Genomic DNA, 18570 nt, shown 5'->3' with positions numbered 1-18570 from the left:
GCTGTGCTCTTGATCTGCTTTTGATCTTGATCTTAGGCGCCCCGTTAAACCACGCTGGCCGAACGCAGGCTTTGGAGCGTGGGTAACCCGGCAGGACGGCGGCCCACGGTCCAAAGCCGGAGTGAGGGCACACCGAGCCTAGGCGAGGTGCCGAGTGGTGGGGCAAGAGCGTTTTGCTTACTTTTGCGCTTTTCAAAAGTGAGCCGCTGTAAGAGCGGAACCGATATAAGCCATCACCCAAATAATGGATATGCCCCCGATCCAAATCCCCCTCAACTGTTAAGCCTCTCCTGCCGCACGCCGAGCACCGGCTTCACCTCACCCCCCAAACAACGCCGACAACTATAAACCCCCAACACCACCGGCTTTTTCTGCGCCCCACGCTCAACCCAGGTCGGCGCAACAAACCGATACCCCTGGCCCGTCGCCGTCGCGATATACACCGAATCATCATCCCCCAACGCCCGACGGATCGCCTTGATCTGCGCCCGCAGGTTGCACTCTTCCACCACCAACCGTGGCCAGGCGATGTCCAGCAATTGGGTCTTCTCCAACAGCTCACCAGGCCGCGAAGCGAGGGCAATCAGCAACGTCAGGGCCCGACTGCCCAGGCTCACCGGCTCACCGTTTTTCAGCAACAGATGACGTCGGGGCAGCAGTCGATAAGGGCCAAAGTGAATTTCAATAGCGCTGTCTTCAAGGTGGCCGCGGTGTGAATACGTCATGTGATTAACCTTTGTGCATGTTCAAAAACACAACCCCGCGCGGCTCCCTTCGCGCAAGGCTGCAAGGGAAGGTCAGGTGTTGATCGCCGGGATCGGGTCTTCAGGATAATCACCCGGCTCCGTAGGCCCGCCAGTCAAGCCGTATTGCTTGAGCACCGGCGCAAGCTGGCCATAGAACGCGTCCTGCGCCTTGCCATGGGCATCAGCCAGGGCGAAGGGCAGGAACGCGCTGCCGATCCCGCCAAGGATCGCCGTAGCCCCGCCGAGGATCCCGCTGATGGTCCCGGCCACCGCGCCGATTTCCGTGGCCCCGTACAACCCGGCCCCGGCTTCCACCAACCCGGCCACCGCCGCACCCGTACCCAGCACGCCGGTGGCAACCGAGAAACTGCCGCTCAGGTAGTCGCCTTTTTTCAACGAGTCGACACCGCCAATCACCCCGATCACACCGCCGATAATCCCGCCCGCCGAACCGATGATCTTGCCGGCCGCGCCGAGGTTGGCGATTTGCTGCGGGCTCAGCGGGCCCTTGCCCACCGGTACCTTGCCGGGGAAATCACCAATGGTGCCGCCATCCGGGCGGTTGACCCAGGTGATACCGTAACCCGCTTCCTTGGCGTATTTGGTGCCGCCCTCCATCAACAGCCCGGCAAATTGCAGCCCGGCGGATACCCGGTTCGCGTCCGCCACCGGCGTGTTGCTGCCGCTGGCCGAACGGGCCATCAGCACGCCGCTCATCAACACCGCACTGCCGATGTGCAGCAGGCCTTGCTTGAATGCCGGGCTGACGTCGCCGAACTTCATGCCTTCGATGGCCTTGGGCAGTGCGTCGGCGATCTTGTTGCCCTGGCGCCCGATGTCCCATACCGAACGCAGCATCGACACCACTTGCGCCGGGTCGATCTTGCCGCCATCCGAGGTGACGAACATCTCTGGGTCTTTTTGCTGGGCGTCGTTGATCGCGGCAGTGACCTTGGCTTCGTCGAAGTTGCCCTTGCCGTCCCCCAGGGTGATGTTCAGGGTGTCGGTGGTGGCGCCGCCGAGCAGGGCGTCGCCAAGGGCTTCGTTGAAATTCACCTGCAAGGTGGCGGCGTCATCCGCCGAGGCCTTGTCGCCGAGGAAGGCCTGGGCCGAGGCCGTGCTGGCGGCGAAGCTGCTGGCCGCCACGGTGGGGTCCATACCGCCGGCCACCGCGTCGGTAAAGGCCTTGCCGGTCACCAGTTGGTTTTTGTAGTACTGCTGGATGTTGTCGCTTTGCCCGGCCTTGTCGGCGATGCCGGTCAGGTCCACATGGCCGTTGCCCCCCAGCGCCAGGTTGGCGATGGTCGTATCGTTGGCCGCGTTTTGCAGGCCCATGCCCATGTCGATCTGCTTGCCGTTCTGGTCCTTGGCGTTGAGATTGTCGGTGAGGTTTTTGCCGGTCTCGATGTCGTCGGTGTAGTAGTTCTGCATCGCGACTTTCATCGCCGGGTTGCTGTCGACGATGTCGGCCAGTGCCGGGCCGCGATTGTTTTGCAGGAAGCCTTGCACGTCCGGGTCGGCCGAGAGGGTTTCGATGCCGCTTTGCAGCTGTGCCTTGATTTTGTCTTCGTTGGGGTTCAGGCCGTAGTGGGGCGAGGTGTACTTGTCCATCAACCCGGCGTGGGGCACGTAGTCGCTGACCAGCAGGCGGGTTTGTGCATCGGTCAACTGCACCAGCACCGCGGCTTTCTGTTCGCCGCTGTAGTTCTGCGGGTTGGCCAGGATGTCGGCGGTCAGGCCCGAGGTGTCGACGCCGGCGACGGCATCACGAGTGGCGGCACCGTCGAGGAAGGTCAGGGTGTCGCTGTCGGTTTTCGGTGCCTGTTTTTCGAGCCAGGCGCCGATGTTGTCGCGGGTGCCGATGCCGTCCGACTTGCCGGTGGCGGGGTTGTCGCCGCCGGTTTCCAGGGCGTGGAACATCCCGGGTCTGGACCACATTGCCGCTGCGCCGGTCAGCTCGGTGCTCAGGGCCGAATCGCTGCCCAAGGCTTGCAGGTTGTCGCTGCGCAGCATGCCGTCGTTGCTGCGCTGGTTGGCGTCACCGGGGCGCATCGCCGGACCTGCGCCAGCGGCCAGGCTCTCGTTGGCCATCAGGATTGCCGCCGACTTGGCATTCGCCTTGGCCAGGTCACCGGGTTTGCTGCCTAGGAAACTGCCATAGGATTTCGACGCGGCGCCGAGGTCCTTGCCGGCGTTGTCGATGAAATGGTCGACATCGGAATGGGTGATCACATTGTCGGCCTTGCCACGCCCGCCGGTATCCAGCGCGGCCATCAGGCTCGGGCTGCTGGCCACGTACTTGAGTACGGCCTGAGCCTCGGGGGGGAGTGTCGTGGGTGGGTTGGCGAAGTCGATCGGCGCGCCATGCAGGCCCCAGGCGTCCCAGTTTTGCGAGAGCAATTGCGCGGCCGCCTTGGGCCGGTTCAGGTCGAGTTCTTCCTTGGTCGGCGTGCCGCTGGTGTTGCCGGTGATGGTGTCCCAGTCCTTGGCACCCGACACGCCAAACGATGAGGTGTCGATCCAGGACGTGTCCGAGGCGCCCGCCGCGCCGGTGCTGCCGGCATACAGTTTGGCCACCTGGTCGTACAGCGCGGGGGTGATGTCCTGGGACACGATCACCTTGTCGCCCGACGCCGTGGTATAGCGAATCAGGCCCGGGCCGACTTCTTCGGGCGGGCCGATATTCGCTGCCGGGTCCATGGTTTCCATGGGGCCGGCCAGGCGGTAGCCCTCGGCCTGGCTGGCATTGATCGCAAAGAGCTTGGCCGAGTCGCCGCTGACCTGGGCGAACAGCGCGGGTGTTTCCTTCTGGCTGATCACGATTTTGTCGCCGGCACTGGTCTCGTAGCGGATCAGTCCCGGGCCCAATTCGGTGGTACTGCCGATCGCCTTGTAGTTGCCCAGGCCAGGCGCCACGGTGCTGGCGTCTGCCTCCTTGTAGCCGGCGCCTTTGCTGTCGGCCAGATTCTTCTCAAGGGTCGCGTCGCTTTGCTGTGCGTTGTACTGGTTGACCAATTGCTCAAACAGCCTGGGGTTGTCGATCTGCTTGAGGGTCACCGGTTTGTCGCTGCCCAGCGGGGTGTAGGTGATGCTGTTGTTCACCGGTGCCTGCACGTTCTGGTACGGCAGCGGAATGGACGGCCCGCGGATTTTCGAGGGGTCGAATACCGGCTTGTCGACGGCGGTGAACAGGGCTTTTTCGAACGTGCTCCGGGAGCCATCCGGGCCCTTGTTGTCGGCAGGGTCAAGGCCATTCGGGATCGCAGTCATAGATCACCTGGAAGTTGTTTTATATCAGTCGATATTTAGTGCAAGTGCACTAACTGGGGCGGGCGAAAGTTGCGAAGTGTTATTGGGTTAACCCGCGCCGAGCTATCAAACGCGATGATCAAGTCGGTTTTGTTACAAATGGAAATATCTGCAAAGTTGGGCAAATGGCTATTAGTTAAAAGTGTGAAGTTGTCGGATTTATTTTCTGGAATTGTTGAGTGATCAACGTTTTTACCCAGGGGTAACGGGCTCGTAAATTGTTCGAGTTGGTTCGTTTTTCAGGTTGTGTCCCCGTAAACATTGGGTCTCGTCGTGTATTGGTTTTTTAACAAAAGTTCCACGCCCGCGCGGCGATGAGATTTTCTCAACGGCACGTTGAGCCGGATTTTTCACAGCACCTGCCATGAACGTTTCACAAGCTTTCACAGCGAAGGCGTTTTGTTCGTGAGTAGTATGGTTCCCATGCAAACCGACGGCTGCATGGCCAACTCACTGTCTGACGCTGGGAGTTTGTTTCGGTTTGCATGCGGCTTAACTTCCCTATCGATGCAAGGAGATTGAACATGGCTACTACTCCACCAGTAAGTGCAGGCGGCGCCGACGACGCTATCGCGAAGATGGAAGCAACTTTCAACATGGCCATCGAGAAGTCGGCCAAGATCACCGAGATCAGCACCGCGAAAAAAGCAGAGCTCGACGCCACCAAACAGCGTCCGCAGAACTGATTCGCCATGCGGGCAGCGCCGGCGCTGCCCGTATACCTGCCTTACCCCGTTGCACCGTTGTTGATCGGCACAGGCGTCGTTGCGGCCTGTGATTCTCAAGGGGGCAAACCCAACCATGACAGCCTTGATTTCCCTGGGCCTGCCCGCCGCGAACGGCGCGCCGACCCTGCTCGTGACCCACGGTTTGCACCAGGGCAGTTCCCTGATGCTCGACCAGCCGGTCTACACCCTTGGCGCCGCCCTGGCGGCCGACCTCCAGCTCAGCGATCCCGGGATTGCCGAGTTGCACCTGCGCCTGCGTTTTGAAGGGGCCCAGGTGGCCGTCGAGGCCCTCGGCGGCGATGTGCTGATCACCGGCACTGCCGGCGATATCCGTATTCCCCAAGGCAGCGGCCATCGCGCGCGGCTGCCGCTGCAACTGCGTATCGGCACGGCGGGTGTGAGCCTGGCGCTGCCGGGCAGCCCTGAAAAAACGCCTGCGACGACACGCACATTAACGCCCTGGATCATCGCCACCGCGTTGCTCTTTGTATGCGCCGGCGCCCTGGCATTTCGCAACGATCCACCGCAAGCGCAAACCGTAATGCCGGTTGCCGAAACAACCGCAGCCAAGCCTTCCCGTGCCGAGGCCAAGGCCTGGTTCGAAGGGCAATTGCAGGCCGCCCACCTGGACGCCGTGAAGGTCAACGACATCGATGGCCAACTCAACGCCGGCGGCTCCTTTGAGCGCGCGCAAAAGCCTCAATGGGTCGCCCTGCAACAAGCCTTCGACCAGCGTTACGGCCAGCAGATCGTGCTTAACCCGCGGGTCGCCATGCGTGCAGATGCGGCCCGGCCACGGGTGCGCTTTCAAGCCGTGTGGTTCGGCGCCAACCCCTATGTGATCAATGACAGCGGCAAGCGCCTGTACCCCGGCGCGGCCCTGGCGGACAACTGGGTACTGGAGCGCATCGAGAACAACCAGGTGATCCTCGCCCGTGGCGAAGAACGCTTCACCTTTACCCTATGACGCTGCTTTTTTCAGCTAAGGCCCCGGGATGAAAGTCGAACCCCGTCCGTTGATTCCCAGTGACGTGCGCAGCGCGCCGGTCGAGGCGATCCGCCCGGTCAACTCGCGTCAGGCCACGGCTTTCGAAGCGTTGCTGAAAACCCGCAAGGTCCAGTCCCGCCGCTCCCTGCGCAGTGACCTGGAAGAACTCACCAGCGCCGCCGGCGTCGACTCGCTGCTGTTCGGCAGCGCACGTTCCCTGGAACTGCTGGAACACGTGATGCAGCACCTGTTGCCGAACCTCGACGCCGAGCCGCAGATCAAGGCGCTGGCCCATGAGCTGATCAGCGAGGAAATCGAGATGCGCCGCACCCTCGAACAACAACGCTCGGAGGTCCAGGCCTGATGCCCCGGGACAACGACGACGCGGTGCAATTGCTCAAGGGCATTGGCGAGCTGTACCGGCGCAACGGCCAGTCCCAGCGCGCGCTGGTGATGTTGCTGATTGCCGTGAGTGTCGCGCCCGACGATGGCCTGCTGTTGCGCTCGCTGGTGCTGGCGTTCACCGACAGCGGCGACTTCACCCGCGCACTCGCGGCCCTGGATCGGCTGGTCGCGCTGGAGGGTGAGTCTGCCAGCCTGTTGCTGCTGCGTGCCCGGGCGCTGTGGTACGGCGAACGCAAGGACGAAGCGCGCCAGTGCTTCAAACGCTACCTCGCTGCACGGAGAGCCGCGCCATGAACCTGCTCAATCGCCTGAACGGCATCGCGCGCATGGCCGCCCAGCGTACCGACGTGATCATCGTCGCGTTCATGCTGATGGCGATCGTGATGATGATCATCCCGCTGCCTACCTACCTGGTGGACATGCTGATCGGCTTGAACATCGCCCTGAGCATCCTGATCCTGATCGTGGCGTTCTACATCGGCCACTCGGTGGAATTCTCCGCGCTGCCGCCGCTGATCCTGCTCAGCACCTTGTTTCGCCTGTCGCTTTCGATCACCACCACCCGCTTGATTCTGCTGCACGGCGACGCCGGCCATATCGTCAAGGCCTTCGGTGACTTCGTGATTGCCGGCCAGGTGGTGGTGGGCATGGTGGTGTTCCTGATCATCACCGTGGCGCAGTTCGTGGTGATCACCAAGGGCGCCGAGCGGGTCGCGGAAGTGGCGGCGCGCTTCACCCTGGATGCGATGCCCGGCAAACAGATGAGCATCGACAACGACCTGCGCAACGGCGATATCGACCAGGCCGAAGCCCGCCGCCGGCGCTCACGCCTGGAGCGCGAGAGCCAGATGTTCGGCGCGATGGACGGGGCGATGAAGTTCGTCAAGGGCGATGCGATTGCCGGGTTGGTGATCCTCGCGGTCAACCTGCTGGGCGGCATGCTGATCGGCATGATCGAGCGCGACATGGCCTTCGGCGCGGCGGTGCACACCTATTCGCTGCTGACCGTGGGCGACGGTTTGATCGCACAGATCCCGGCGCTGCTTATCTCGGTAGCGGCGGGCACCGTGGTGACGCGGGTCAACAGCGACGGCGAAGCGGGTGACCTCGGCAGCGAGATTCTCAAGCAGTTGGGTGCCAGCTACCGCGCCCTCGGTTTGACCGCACTGATCATGGTCGGCGTCAGCGTGATACCGGGCTTTCCGACCTGGGTGTTCCTCGGGTTGTCGCTGGTGTTCGGTGGTGCGGCCTTCGTGATGTACCGCCGTCATACCCGTGAAAACCAGGTAGAGCCTGAAGCGCTGGTCGAGACCCTGGAACCGGTGGTTGAAGTGCAGGCCGAGCAGGATTATGGCGTGGCCCCCGACACTCGGGTATTGCTGACCCTCGGCAGTGCGTTGGCCCTCAGCGCCCCGCGCCAACTACTGAGCCAACGCATCGAAGCGCTGTGTCACGACATTCGCAGCGACCTCGGCGTCGATATGCCGGTGCCGGGCATTCACATGGACGCCAAGGCCACGCCGGGCAGCTACCGCGTGTCACTGGAAGGCGTACCCGTCAGCGAAGGCGAGATGCCGATCAACTGCCTGCTGTTGCAGGACGATCCAGTGCATGTGCAGTTGCTGGACATCGCCACCCTGCAAGCCGATTCGCCCCTCAACGGCCGTGCCGCGCACTGGATCGAGCGTCAGCACGAAGACGCACTGCGCAACGCCGGCATCGGTTTCCTGCTGCCGGACGAAGTCCTGCGTGGCGTGCTGGAACGCAGCCTGCGCCGCTATGCCGCAGACTTCCTCGGCATCCAGGAAACCCGCCTGCTGCTCGAACGCACCGAAGCCACCTACGGCGAACTGGTCAAGGAAGCCCTGCGCCTGGTGCCGTTGCAGCGGGTGGCCGAGACCCTGCGCCTGCTGGTGGGCGAGGGCGTGTCGATCCGCAATCAGCGGGCCTTGCTCGAAGCCATGGTGGAGTGGGGCGCCCGGGAAACCGATGCCGGCCGCCTGGCCGAACACCTGCGTGCAGGGTTGGCGCGGCAGATCAGCCATCAGTACGCCGACCGCAATCGGGTGATTGGCGCCCTGGTGCTGGCGCCGGGATTGGAAGACCAGTTGCGTGCGTCCCTGCGTCGCCAGGAGCCCAGCCGTGAAGTGATCCCCGAGGAAGTCAACCGCGCGTTGCTCGCCCAACTGCGCCAGGCCTGCGACAAAACCACTGAAGCCAACAGTGCGGTATTGCTGGTGCACCCGGAACTGCGCCGCAGCCTGCGGCGCCTGGTGCTGCGCGGTGAACTGGAGCTGGCGGTGTTGTCGTTTCGCGAACTGGCCACCGAATACAACCTGCAAGCGCTGGTGACCATCAGCCTTACCGATATCTCCAACCGCCGTGCACCTGCCGCGGCTTCCGTCACTTCCCTGGCGTCTGCCTCATGATCCGTTTTTGTCTGCTGTTGCTGACGTTGACCTCGTTTTTCTGCAGTGCCCAGGACATCGCCAACGGTGCCCAGGGGTCTATCAACCTGGCCTCCGGTGAAGGCCGGATCTTGCATTTTGTGGCCCCGGTGGAGTCGGTACTGGTGGCCGAGCCGGGGATTGCCGACCTGCAAGTGGTGTCGCCCGGGGTGATCTATATCTTCGGCAAGGCGCCGGGCAATACCAGCCTGATTGCCCTTGGCAGCGACGGCAAACAGCTTGCCAGCCTGAGCCTGGCGGTCAGTAGCGCGACCCAGGCAGTGACCGCGCCGATGCAGGAATTGCATCCCGGCAATGGCGCGCAGATCAGCGGTGCCGGTAACCGATTGATCGCCAAGGGCACGGTGCGTTCGGTTGGAGAAGCGACGGATTTGAATGCCTTGCTCAACCCACAGGGCCAGGGCTTCCAGAGCGCGGTCAACACCACTGAGTACGCCGGTGCAGCCCAGGTCAACTTGCGTGTGCGCTTCGCTGAAGTGTCCCGCTCGGAACTGCTGCATTACGGGGTTAACTGGAACGCCATGTTCAGCAACGGCACGTTCTCCTTTGGCCTGATCACCGGCGGACCGCTGGCAGCCGCCACCGCCGGTGGCCTGGCGGCGGCGGGCAGCGGCTCGGGCAATACCAATATCGACGGCATGCTCGACGCGTTGCAGGCCAACGGGATCCTGCAAATCCTGGCCGAGCCGAACATCACCGCCATGACCGGGCAAACCGCGAGCTTCCTGGCGGGCGGCGAAGTGGCGATCCCGGTGCCGGTGAATCGGGACCTGGTGGGGATCGAATACAAGTCGTTCGGCGTGTCGCTGCTGTTCAACCCGACGCTGCTGCCCAACGGCCGGATCGCCCTGCAAGTGCGCCCTGAGGTCAGCAGTGTGGTGAGTGGCGGCACGGTGGATTTCGGCAATTTCCATGTGCCGTCGTTCAGCGTGCGCCGCGCCGATACGCGGGTGGAAGTGGGCAGCGGGCAGACGTTTGCGATTGCCGGTTTGTTCCAGCGTGAGAGCAGCCAGGACATCGAGAAGCTGCCGTTGCTGGGGGACTTGCCGATCCTGGGCAACCTGTTTCGCTCCAAGCGTTTTCAGCGCAATGAAACCGAATTGGTGATTTTGATTACGCCGTACCTGGTGGAGCCGGTGCGCAGTCGCACCCTGGCCACGCCGCTGGATGCGCAGCCTGCGACCGCCGCAGCGGCGGGGCCGCGCAGTGGTGGGGCGTTTGGTTTCTACATGAATTGATGAGGGGGCATGGCATGAAAGTTTCGCGTTTGTTGATGTGTTTGCCCCTGTTGGTGGTGGGCTGCAAGACGCATCTGGCGCCGGTGTATTACTCGCCGCAGTATCAGGCGGACGGGGTGCCAAGCCAGTGCCAGCAGCCGCCGGCCAAGGACGAGATTGGACTGGACGAGGATTTCAAGGCGACCTTGCCGCTGGGCTGTGCCAACAATTTGAATTTGATGCAGATGGTGGAGCAGCGGCAGGATTTGAATCAGGGGCGGGCCACCGGGCCAGCGATGGCGGCGCCGGTTGGGCGGGCGGCGCAGGTGTATATCGAGGGGTTTGATCGGGAGCAGTTGCAGCGGCGTCAGGCTCAGCAAGAGGCCAAGGCGGGCGCTCCGGGAGCGGAGCAATGAACCTGCGTTCACATGTCCTCTGTGGGAGCTGGCTTGCCTGCGATAGCGGTATTCCAGGCCCAGCAGATCCATCTGTCACACCACAGTCCAACTGTGGGAGCTGGCTTGCCTGCGATAGCGGTATTCCAGGCCCAGCAGATCCATCTGTCACACCGCAGGCCCAATGTGGGAGCTGGCTTGCCTGCGATAGCGGTATTCCAGACCCAGCAGATCCATCTGTAACACCACCATCCAAATGTGGGAGCGGGCTTGCTCGCGAAAGCGGACTGATAGGCGACCCGGATCTTGAAGCTTACCGCGTACATATCCATTCCTGCGGTAACGGCCACTTAGGGTTCCGCTCTTACAGCGGGTCACTTTTGGCAAACGCCCCAAAAGTAACCAAAAGSTCTTTGCCCCACCACTCGGCACCTCGCTYAGGCTCGGTGTGCCCTCACTCCGGCTTTGGACCGTGGGCCGCCGCGATGGGCCATCCTTGGCCCAGCGCGGCTAACCCGGCGTCCTGCCGGGTTACCCACGCTCCAAAGCCTGCGTTCGGCCAGCGTGGTTTAACGGGGCCTGATAGATCAAAAGCAACGTCAAAAGCAGGGCAACAGCAAGATCAAAAGCAGTTGGATTTAGTGCGTATCCACCAGCCCCAATTCCCGCGCTTGCGCAATCGGATCGCTGATGGCTTTGATGCGGTTGGCCTCCGTGATCAGGCGTGCGCGCTCAGCCGCCGGTATATCGTCCAGCGGCAAGCTGGCCACTCGTTGTTCGTATCCCGCCAATACCAGCACCAGCAGCTCATTACGCTGATGCCGTGGCAACGCGCGGGGCGATTGGGTGACGGGGGCGATGGTGTCCAAGGCCTGCTGCGCCTGGCCGCCAAGGGCGTAGGCCAGGGCCAGGTTGCAGCGGCTGTCGAGGTCGTCGGGTTGCAGGCCCAGGCTTTTGGCGAACGCGGTTTGTGCCGCGACGGCCTGGCCGTTCAACACCTGGGCAATGCCCAGTCGGGTGTAGGCGACCGGCGACTGGCTGGCCTCGGCGGCCTGGCCCAGGGCGGTTACGGCGCGTTGGCTTTTGCCAAGGCGCAGTTGCGCGGTGCCCAGTCCCAGCAGGGCGTCGGCGTTGTGGGCTTGAAGGCCGAGGGCCTGTTGGAAGGCGCGCTCGGCACCGACCGCGTCGTTGCCGTCGAGCCGTGCCTGGCCGAGTTTGAGCCACAAGTCGATGCTTGCGCCCGGTTGCTGGGCCGCACGTTCGTACAGCGCCGCCGCGCTGGCGTAGTCGCCGCGTTTGTTCAGGTCGTCGGCCAGCTTCAGCGAGCGGTCGGAATCGCTCGGCGCAGTATTGGAACAGGCAGCCAGCAACAGGCTGCCGGCAAGCAAAAAGTGTTTGGTCATCGTCACAACTCGTTGGGCGAAGGCGGACGTCATGTAAGCATATTTTCCATGGCGCTCCTATGTCTGTCGGTGCTGTTGGGTGCCTCGATCGCCCACGCCGACGAAGAGCCCGAATGGTTCGCCAAACCCTACGCCTATGTGCTGGTGGACCAGGACGTGCGCGCCGCCCTCGAAGAGTTCGGCCACAACCTCGATATCCCGCTGGTGCTCTCCGACAAGGTCCGCGGCAAGGCCCGCAGCACGGTGCGTGCAGCCACCGCCGGGGAGTTTTTGCAGACGCTGTGCAGCACCAATGGCCTGACCTGGTATTTCGACGGCAACCTGCTGTACCTCAATGCCAGCGATGAAATCACCACCAGGCTGTTCAAGGCCAACGCCCTGAACCTGGATCAGTTGCAGGCCTATCTGAACAACCTCGATGTGTTCGGCCAGCAGTTGTCGATGCGTAACGGCCCCGAGGGCGGTGAAGTCTTCGTCTCCGGGCCGCCGCCGTACCTGGCGCTGGTCCAGCAGCATGTGGATCACCTGCAGCCCAAGGCCGCCGCGCCTGTTGTGGCGCGCGAGCACGGCGTGCGGGTGTTTCGCGGCGCCCAGGTGAGCACTGAAACCCCTTGATTCACCCCAACCCCAGTAAAGGAGCATGACCATGTCCGTAACCGCCGTAGACAGCAACCTCGCCCCCGGTGGCGCCAGCCCTGAAGCCAAGTTCAACGCCGCGGTGGACAACGCCAAGAGCGCCGATAAACCGGAGATGACCGACGCCGAATTCACCGATGCCCTGATCACCCAGGCGGTCACCATCGGCGGCCAATTCATCATCATGCCCAAGGCCCAGGAAATGCTGAATGACGCCATGTCCGATGACGACGAAGAGTAGGGCGCACCCATGACCATCAGTCTCGCTGCCAGCGCCACGGCCTTGCCGCCGTCCGCCGGCGCGGGGCCCGCCGGGGCCTCGCAGAATCTGTTCGAGCACATGGCCAATACGGCCAAGGGCATGCCCGAGGGCGCCAGCCCCCATCAGATCGGCTCGGGGCTGATGGAGCGCCTGAACAGTTTTATCGACCGCTCCCGGACTTTTTCCGAGCGGGCCGATTTGCTCACCAATAACCCCTCGGCGCCGCCGCAAGTGGCCGCTGCGGATATCCGCACCTCGGGTGCCTCGCCCACCGCAGAACCGGGCAAGAAAGTCGCCGAGCAGCAGGTCGACCAGATCGTCCATTCACTGGGCAAGATGTTCGACTACTCCATCGAAACCCAGATGGTGGTGCGCGGTGCGACGCAGATTTCCGGTTCCGCCAACACGCTGCTCAAGGGTCAATAACGCCATGCCAAGCCCGAATCGTGCCCTGCGCCTGCTGCTGATCGGCGTGCTCGCCAGCCTCTTGCAGGCCTGCGACATGGACCTCTACACCAACCTCAGCGAGCGCGACGCCAACGCCATGGTCGCGGTGCTGCTGCGCGACGGCATCCCGGCGACGCGCAAGGTGCAGGACAGCGGCCAGTTGAAAGTGGTGGTCGACGAACAGCGCTTCGCCGAGGCCATGACCCTGCTGGACAACGCCGGCCTGCCGCAGCAGAGCTTTTCCAACATGGGCGAGGTGTTCAAGGGCAATGGCCTGGTGTCGTCGCCGGTGCAGGAGCGGGCGCAGATGATCTATGCCTTGAGCGAAGAACTGTCCCACTCGGTGTCGCAGATCGACGGCATCGTCTCGGCGCGGGTGCACGTGGTGCTGCCGGACAATGACCTGCTCAAGCGGGTGATTTCGCCGTCGTCGGCCTCGGTGCTGGTGCGCTACGACCCGGGCACCGACATCAACACGCTGATTCCGCAGATCAAGACCCTGGTTGCCAACGGCATTTCCGGCCTGAGCTATGACGGTGTGTCGGTGACCGCGATCAAGGCCGCGGTGTCCATCAGCCAGAACCCGGCGCAACCGCGACTCGCGCGTTTCATGGGCCTGTGGCTGTTGGAAGACAACCTCAACCAGGCGCGGTTGCTGTTCGGTGGCTTGCTGCTGCTCGCCCTCGGCGCGGGTGGTGTGTTGGCCCGCCAGCAATGGGCGCGGCGCCAGGCCCAGGCGTTGTATGTGCTCAAGGAGGGTGAATGAGCCTGGTTGAGCGTTGGCAGGGGCTGATCGCCCAGCCGTTGCAGTTTGTGCGCGAGCAAAGCCTTGGCGAGTGTTTTGGCGAAGGCCTGCCGGTCGAGGTGCTGCAAGCCCTGCATGGGCAGCCGCGTTTTCGCTCGCGGCTGGAGCAACTGCTGGCCAGCCATTATCAGCTGGCGCCGCTGGCGCATCTGGTCACGCCGCCCGCCGCTGATTTGCCGGTGCTGCTGCTGAGCCCGGCGCAATTTGCGCGTCTGCCCAGGCTGTGTGGTGCGATCTGGCATGGCTCGACCCTGAGCCGGGAGATCCGCCGCGAAGTGGTCAATGAATTGCGCGAGGGCCTTGGCCAGGAAGCCTTTGCCCTGGCCCTCGCGCACCGGCAGTTGGGCGGCGCGGCCGACCTGCTGCGCGAGCCCGCCGAGTTGATCGACGCCATCGACCGCGATGGCCTCACCTGTGTCGCCGCCTGGCTGCAAGCCCAGCCTGCCGAGTTGCAGTGCTGGCTGCCCCTGCGGTTTGTCGCACCCAAGGGCTACAGCGGGCGCTTGCCCCGCGACCTGGAGATCGTCCAGACCGTCGCCGCCCGGTTACTCGCCGAGGAGCTTGCCCATGAGTGAATTACCCAGCCGTCCGGCCGCGCGGATTTTGCGCGCCGATGAAGCGGCGTTATGGACCGATGGCTTTGCCTTTGTGCAAGCCGCCAGGGCGCACGCCGAGCAGATCAAGGCCGACAGCGACCAATGGCTGCACACCGCCCGCGCCGAGGGTTTTGAAAGTGCGCGCCGCGAAGGTGCCGAACAGGTTGCACAGTTGCTGCTGGAAACCCAGGCCCAAGTCCAGCATTACCTGGCCGGGCTTGAGGCGTCGCTGGCGGACCTGGCCCTGGGCATCGTGCGTGAAGTACTCGGCGAACTGGATGACACCGACCGCGTGGTGCGTTGTACACGCCAGGCCCTGAGCGCGTTTCGCCAGGGCCAGGCCTTGACGTTGTGGGTGCCGCCCGCCGAAGTGAATGCCCTGCGCCCACAGTTGCTCAAGGACGGCATCGCCGTGGAGGCCGATGCGCAACTGGGCGCCGGCCAAGCCCGCCTGAGCAGCCCGGCGGGTTCGGTTGAGCTGGGGCTGGAGGCGCAACTGCAAAGCCTGCGCCGCAGCCTGTTGCCCTTTGCCGAAGAGGGCGTGGCATGAACCTCGATCAACTGCTGCCGCGCCTGACCGAGCGGCTGTCCCAGGCCCGCTTGCGTCCGATGCAGGGCACGGTGCTGAGCATTCGCGGGGTGTTGCTGCGGGCCAGCGTGGCGGGCGCGAGCATCGGTGAGCTATGCCACCTGCGCGACCCGGTCAGTGGTCGCAGCCTCAGCGCCGAAGTGATCGGTTTTGATGGCGACGAAGCGATCCTGTCGCCCATCGGTTCCATGGAAGGCCTGTCGACCCGCACGCAAATCACTGCCACCGGCGAAAGCCTGGGTGTGGCCGTGGGCGATGCGCAATTGGGGCGAGTGATCAGCCCCATGGGCGAGTTTCTCGACGGTGACGGTGTACCGCCAACCCTGAACCTGCAGACCTACCCCTTGCATGCCGAGCCACCGGCCCCGTTCTCCCGGCAATTGATCGTGCGCTCCATGGCGTTGGGCATCCGCTCCATCGACGGCTTGCTGACCCTCGCCCAGGGCCAGCGCATGGGCATCTTCGGCGAGCCCGGTGTGGGCAAATCCTCCTTGTTGGCGAGCATCATCCGCAACAGCGAGGCCGATGTGATTGTCATCGGTTTGATCGGCGAGCGGGGCAGGGAAGTGCGCGAACTGCTGGACGTGCAACTGGACGCCACGGCCCGCGCACGCACCGTTGCTGTCGTCGCCACCTCCGACCGCCCGGCCGCCGAGCGGGTGCGCGCGGCATTTGTCGCCACCACCCTGGCCGAGTACCACCGCGACCAGGGCCGCAATGTACTGCTGTTGATGGACAGCCTCACGCGGTTCGCCCGCGCCCAGCGCGAAATCGGCCTGGCCGTGGGTGAACCGCCGACCCGCCGCGGTTATCCGCCGTCGTTTTTTGCCACCTTGCCCAAGTTGCTCGAGCGCGCCGGCCCGGGCCCTGCCGGCAGCATCACCGCGCTGTACACCGTGCTCACCGAAGGCGACGCCGCCAGCGATCCGGTGGCGGAGGAAGCGCGTTCGATCCTCGACGGGCATATCGCCCTCAGCGCCGAACTGGCGCAGCGCAACTATTTCCCGGCGGTGGACGTGCTGCGCAGCCGCAGCCGCTTGATGGAGCAGGTCGCCGGTGACGAACACAAGCGCCTGGCGATGCGCATCCGTGAATTGATGGCGCGCTACGGCGAGATCGAAATGCTGATCCGCGTCGGCGAGTACTCCGCCGGCAGCGACCCCCTGGCCGACGAAGCGATCACCCGCCATGGGGCAATCGAAGCCTTCCTGCGCCAGAACGCCGACGAACCCAGCAGCCCCGAACAGACCTTGATCCGCATGCGCCAGGTGCTGGCATGAGCCCGAAAACGCAGCAAGCTCCAGTGTGGGAGCTGTCGAGCTTCAGCGAGGCTGCGATGGCGTCAGCACAGCCAACATCAATGTTGCCTGACCCACCGCTTTCGCAGCCTCGCCGGGGCTCGACAGCTCCCACATTCGATCTTCATGCACTCAGTGAGTGCGCTGTTGGTATGACGATGGAGAAAAGAACCGATGAAGACTGAACAACTGCGCACCCTGCAAACCCTGCGGGTGCTGCGCGAACAGCGGGCGGCGAGCCAGTTGGCGGCGCAACAGCAACGCTGCGCGCAAACCCACGGCGCCTTGACCGACGCCAAGGAACAACTGCGCCTGCACCGTGAGGCCGTTGCTCATGAAGCCGGCGAGATTTACGCCTCGCTGACCGAAGGCCTGTCGGTGGCCAGTTGGCAGGCCGCCCAGGATCGCCTGCGGGGCTTGGCCGACGATGAGCAGGTGCTTGAAGGCGACGTCAGCCACGTGTCCAGTACCCTGCAAACCCAGGAGCGCGAGCGTGAGCTGTTTCGCCAGGAGCGCCTGAGCCGCCAGCGCCAGTCCGATGCCTGGCAAAGCCTGCTGGACGGGCGTGAAAGCAGCGAACGGGTGGCCGGCGAGCTGCGTGAAGAACAAGGACTCGGCACATGATCGTGGCCCTTGCCGACCCGTTGGCGCCCTGGCTTGAGCACTACGACCCGGCGCTGCTCACGCTGCATAACCAATTGCACCGCCGGCGGCATGCGTGGCAGGGCCGCTGCGCCGGGCAGGATCTGAGCGTCGCCTGGGCCGCCGATCCCCAGCCGCTGAAAACACCCCGGGATGTGTTGCTGTTGCTCGGACAGTCACCGGTGCGCTTGCGACTCTCGGCTGCCGCCCTGGAACAAGTACTGGTGCCGCTGGCGTTGCAGTTCGACGCGCAAGTGCTGCCGGCATTACCGCGTTCGCTGCTGCTGGAACTGGCCGTGCTGGACCTGATCGAGCGCCTCGAACCGTTGCTCGGCCACCCCGTGCAACTGCTCGAAACCAGTGACGACCTGCGGCCTTATGCAGTGCATCTGGCGCTGACATTGACCTTCGGCAACAACCCGCCAATGGCCGCCCAACTGGACTTGAGTGAAAGCGCTGCAGTGCTGGTGGGCCAGTTGCTGGACCAGCACGGCCAGATCGACGCCGACCCGTTGCCGGCGTTGCGCCACACGCTGTCAGTAGTGGCCGGGCGGCAATGGTTGAGCCTCGGCGAGCTGCGCAGCCTGCAGCCCGGCGATGTGCTGATGCTCGAACCCGGCAGCGGCTGGCTGCTGGACCTTGAGGGCCGCCTGCAAGCCCGCTGCCAGCGCGACGGCTCGTCGCTGCAGGTGCAGGAACCTCTGAACACGCCCCTTTTGGACATGGAGAACACAATGACTGACGTCGATGCCGCCGCGGCCCTGGACGATTTGCCCCTCAAGCTGGTGTGCCAGGTCGGCAGCCTGGAACTGACCCTGGCGCAACTGCGGGAACTGGGGGCGGGCAGCCTGCTGCAACTGAATACGCCGACCGTGGATGGCGTCGACCTGATGGTCAACGGCCGTCGCGTCGGCCAGGGCCAACTGGTGAAAATCGGTGACGGCCTGGGCGTGCGCCTGCTGAGTTTCGCCACCCCATGACCGGTTATCAGCCGAACCTGATCGAGATCATCCTGGTGGTTGCCACCATCGGGTTGATCCCGTTGGCGGTGGTGACCCTCACCGGCTTCATGAAAATCTCGGTGGTGCTGTTCCTGATCCGCAACGCCCTGGGCGTGCAGCAGACGCCGCCGAACCTGGTGCTGTACGGCATCGCGCTGATTCTTTCGGTGTACGTCACCACGCCGTTGATTGGCGACATGTACCGCCAGGTAGAGGGCCGCGACCTGAATATCGAGCACGTCGAGCAACTCAAGGACCTCGGCGACGCCCTGCGCCCGCCGCTACAGGCGCACCTGGCACGGTTTGCCAACGAGTCCGAGCGCGGCTTTTTTGTGCAGGCCACCGAGACCATCTGGTCGCCGGAAGCCCGTGCCGACCTGCGGGATGACGACCTCGTGGTGCTGATCCCGGCGTTTGTCAGTTCGGAGCTGACCCGGGCCTTCGAGATCGGGTTCCTGTTGTACATCCCGTTCCTGGTGGTGGACTTGCTGGTGTCCAACGTGCTGATGGCGATGGGCATGTCGATGGTCTCGCCGAACCTGATTTCGATCCCGCTGAAAATCTTCCTGTTCGTGTCATTGAGCGGCTGGTCGCGCCTGATGCACGGTTTGATTCTGAGTTACGGCTGAGGCACG

20 protein-coding genes are annotated in these 18570 nt (G+C 63.8%); 17 read left to right on the top strand and 3 right to left on the bottom strand.

Annotated elements, in window-relative coordinates; all coding sequences use genetic code 11:
* Positions 1 to 272 precede the first annotated feature (272 nt).
* Both A462_RS22900 and A462_RS22905 read right to left on the bottom strand, forming a co-directional pair.
* Positions 273 to 725 (bottom strand): winged helix-turn-helix domain-containing protein, encoded by a 453-nt coding sequence (locus A462_RS22900; protein ID WP_008433180.1) that lies wholly within the window; start codon positions 723 to 725, stop codon positions 273 to 275.
* Positions 726 to 797: 72 nt separating this feature from the next.
* Positions 798 to 4016, bottom strand: a complete 3219-nt coding sequence (locus tag A462_RS22905) for a type III effector HrpK domain-containing protein (protein WP_008433178.1) — start codon at positions 4014 to 4016, stop codon at positions 798 to 800.
* A 563-nt stretch (positions 4017 to 4579) separates the two neighbouring features.
* Here A462_RS22905 and A462_RS34590 point away from each other — a divergent pair.
* From A462_RS34590 to A462_RS22935, 7 genes are all read left to right on the top strand, one after another.
* Positions 4580 to 4741, top strand: coding sequence for a hypothetical protein (locus A462_RS34590; RefSeq protein ID WP_003207273.1), 162 nt, complete (start codon positions 4580 to 4582; stop codon positions 4739 to 4741).
* Between the two features lie 115 nt (positions 4742 to 4856).
* On the top strand, positions 4857 to 5750 hold the full coding sequence (locus tag A462_RS22910) for a SctD/MshK family protein (protein WP_008433176.1): 894 nt from the start codon (positions 4857 to 4859) through the stop codon (positions 5748 to 5750).
* Positions 5751 to 5778: 28 nt separating this feature from the next.
* Complete coding sequence (locus A462_RS22915) at positions 5779 to 6135, top strand: hypothetical protein (protein ID WP_008433175.1); 357 nt, start codon at positions 5779 to 5781, stop codon at positions 6133 to 6135.
* Positions 6135 to 6470, top strand: a complete 336-nt coding sequence (locus A462_RS22920; RefSeq protein ID WP_003207267.1) for a tetratricopeptide repeat protein — start codon at positions 6135 to 6137, stop codon at positions 6468 to 6470. Before A462_RS22915 ends, A462_RS22920 begins: the two co-directional genes overlap by 1 nt.
* Positions 6467 to 8605 (top strand): type III secretion system export apparatus subunit SctV, encoded by a 2139-nt coding sequence (sctV, locus tag A462_RS22925; RefSeq protein WP_008433174.1) that lies wholly within the window; start codon positions 6467 to 6469, stop codon positions 8603 to 8605. Before A462_RS22920 ends, sctV begins: the two co-directional genes overlap by 4 nt.
* Positions 8602 to 9882: a type II and III secretion system protein family protein gene (locus A462_RS22930; RefSeq protein WP_008433173.1), complete on the top strand. Its 1281-nt coding sequence runs from the start codon at positions 8602 to 8604 to the stop codon at positions 9880 to 9882. The genes sctV and A462_RS22930 overlap by 4 nt, the downstream gene beginning before the upstream one ends.
* A gap of 14 nt (positions 9883 to 9896) precedes the next feature.
* A complete protein-coding gene (locus A462_RS22935) occupies positions 9897 to 10277 on the top strand; it encodes a hypothetical protein (protein WP_003207261.1) in 381 nt (126 codons plus the stop codon).
* A 617-nt stretch (positions 10278 to 10894) separates the two neighbouring features.
* Here the strand turns inward: A462_RS22935 and A462_RS22945 are convergent.
* Entirely contained in the window at positions 10895 to 11659 is a 765-nt protein-coding gene (locus A462_RS22945) for a tetratricopeptide repeat protein (protein WP_008433171.1), read from the bottom strand.
* Between the two features lie 48 nt (positions 11660 to 11707).
* Between A462_RS22945 and A462_RS22950 the strand changes: the two genes are divergently transcribed.
* From A462_RS22950 to sctR, 10 genes are all read left to right on the top strand, one after another.
* Complete coding sequence (locus A462_RS22950; protein ID WP_008433170.1) at positions 11708 to 12274, top strand: hypothetical protein; 567 nt, start codon at positions 11708 to 11710, stop codon at positions 12272 to 12274.
* Positions 12275 to 12305: 31 nt separating this feature from the next.
* Positions 12306 to 12536 (top strand): hypothetical protein, encoded by a 231-nt coding sequence (locus A462_RS22955; protein WP_003208330.1) that lies wholly within the window; start codon positions 12306 to 12308, stop codon positions 12534 to 12536.
* 9 nt (positions 12537 to 12545) lie between these two features.
* Positions 12546 to 12983, top strand: coding sequence for a hypothetical protein (locus A462_RS22960; protein ID WP_003208328.1), 438 nt, complete (start codon positions 12546 to 12548; stop codon positions 12981 to 12983).
* A gap of 4 nt (positions 12984 to 12987) precedes the next feature.
* Positions 12988 to 13770, top strand: coding sequence for a type III secretion system inner membrane ring lipoprotein SctJ (gene sctJ / locus A462_RS22965; protein ID WP_008433168.1), 783 nt, complete (start codon positions 12988 to 12990; stop codon positions 13768 to 13770).
* Positions 13767 to 14384, top strand: a complete 618-nt coding sequence (locus A462_RS22970; RefSeq protein ID WP_008433165.1) for a hypothetical protein — start codon at positions 13767 to 13769, stop codon at positions 14382 to 14384. The genes sctJ and A462_RS22970 overlap by 4 nt, the downstream gene beginning before the upstream one ends.
* Entirely contained in the window at positions 14377 to 14955 is a 579-nt protein-coding gene (locus A462_RS22975) for a FliH/SctL family protein (protein ID WP_008433162.1), read from the top strand. The genes A462_RS22970 and A462_RS22975 overlap by 8 nt, the downstream gene beginning before the upstream one ends.
* Complete coding sequence (locus A462_RS22980) at positions 14952 to 16274, top strand: FliI/YscN family ATPase (protein WP_008433161.1); 1323 nt, start codon at positions 14952 to 14954, stop codon at positions 16272 to 16274. The genes A462_RS22975 and A462_RS22980 overlap by 4 nt, the downstream gene beginning before the upstream one ends.
* 192 nt (positions 16275 to 16466) lie before the next feature.
* The gene (locus A462_RS22985) at positions 16467 to 16916 is read left to right on the top strand and encodes a hypothetical protein (protein WP_003208319.1); all 450 of its coding nucleotides are present in this window, start codon (positions 16467 to 16469) and stop codon (positions 16914 to 16916) included.
* Positions 16913 to 17914 (top strand): type III secretion system cytoplasmic ring protein SctQ, encoded by a 1002-nt coding sequence (gene sctQ / locus A462_RS22990; protein WP_008433160.1) that lies wholly within the window; start codon positions 16913 to 16915, stop codon positions 17912 to 17914. The genes A462_RS22985 and sctQ overlap by 4 nt, the downstream gene beginning before the upstream one ends.
* On the top strand, positions 17911 to 18564 hold the full coding sequence (sctR, locus tag A462_RS22995; RefSeq protein ID WP_003208316.1) for a type III secretion system export apparatus subunit SctR: 654 nt from the start codon (positions 17911 to 17913) through the stop codon (positions 18562 to 18564). Before sctQ ends, sctR begins: the two co-directional genes overlap by 4 nt.
* Positions 18565 to 18570 lie beyond the last annotated feature (6 nt).

This window comes from Pseudomonas sp. Ag1, from assembly GCF_000278565.1.
Taxonomy (GTDB): Bacteria; Pseudomonadota; Gammaproteobacteria; order Pseudomonadales; family Pseudomonadaceae; genus Aquipseudomonas.
Note: the sequence above shows the minus strand (reverse complement) of the source record. Positions and strands in the feature narration are given on the sequence as shown.

Coding starts and splice junctions, on each gene's coding strand:
- A462_RS22945 (WP_008433171.1), bottom strand. CDS start 11,659: ATGACCAAACACTTTTTGCTTGCCGGCAGCCTGTTGCTGGCTGCCTGT.
- A462_RS22960 (WP_003208328.1), top strand. CDS start 12,546: ATGACCATCAGTCTCGCTGCCAGCGCCACGGCCTTGCCGCCGTCCGCC.
- A462_RS22935 (WP_003207261.1), top strand. CDS start 9,897: ATGAAAGTTTCGCGTTTGTTGATGTGTTTGCCCCTGTTGGTGGTGGGC.
- A462_RS22970 (WP_008433165.1), top strand. CDS start 13,767: ATGAGCCTGGTTGAGCGTTGGCAGGGGCTGATCGCCCAGCCGTTGCAG.
- A462_RS22915 (WP_008433175.1), top strand. CDS start 5,779: ATGAAAGTCGAACCCCGTCCGTTGATTCCCAGTGACGTGCGCAGCGCG.
- A462_RS22955 (WP_003208330.1), top strand. CDS start 12,306: ATGTCCGTAACCGCCGTAGACAGCAACCTCGCCCCCGGTGGCGCCAGC.
- A462_RS22975 (WP_008433162.1), top strand. CDS start 14,377: ATGAGTGAATTACCCAGCCGTCCGGCCGCGCGGATTTTGCGCGCCGAT.
- A462_RS34590 (WP_003207273.1), top strand. CDS start 4,580: ATGGCTACTACTCCACCAGTAAGTGCAGGCGGCGCCGACGACGCTATC.
- sctJ (WP_008433168.1), top strand. CDS start 12,988: ATGCCAAGCCCGAATCGTGCCCTGCGCCTGCTGCTGATCGGCGTGCTC.
- A462_RS22900 (WP_008433180.1), bottom strand. CDS start 725: ATGACGTATTCACACCGCGGCCACCTTGAAGACAGCGCTATTGAAATT.
- A462_RS22905 (WP_008433178.1), bottom strand. CDS start 4,016: ATGACTGCGATCCCGAATGGCCTTGACCCTGCCGACAACAAGGGCCCG.
- A462_RS22985 (WP_003208319.1), top strand. CDS start 16,467: ATGAAGACTGAACAACTGCGCACCCTGCAAACCCTGCGGGTGCTGCGC.
- A462_RS22930 (WP_008433173.1), top strand. CDS start 8,602: ATGATCCGTTTTTGTCTGCTGTTGCTGACGTTGACCTCGTTTTTCTGC.
- sctQ (WP_008433160.1), top strand. CDS start 16,913: ATGATCGTGGCCCTTGCCGACCCGTTGGCGCCCTGGCTTGAGCACTAC.
- A462_RS22950 (WP_008433170.1), top strand. CDS start 11,708: ATGGCGCTCCTATGTCTGTCGGTGCTGTTGGGTGCCTCGATCGCCCAC.
- A462_RS22920 (WP_003207267.1), top strand. CDS start 6,135: ATGCCCCGGGACAACGACGACGCGGTGCAATTGCTCAAGGGCATTGGC.
- A462_RS22910 (WP_008433176.1), top strand. CDS start 4,857: ATGACAGCCTTGATTTCCCTGGGCCTGCCCGCCGCGAACGGCGCGCCG.
- sctR (WP_003208316.1), top strand. CDS start 17,911: ATGACCGGTTATCAGCCGAACCTGATCGAGATCATCCTGGTGGTTGCC.
- A462_RS22980 (WP_008433161.1), top strand. CDS start 14,952: ATGAACCTCGATCAACTGCTGCCGCGCCTGACCGAGCGGCTGTCCCAG.
- sctV (WP_008433174.1), top strand. CDS start 6,467: ATGAACCTGCTCAATCGCCTGAACGGCATCGCGCGCATGGCCGCCCAG.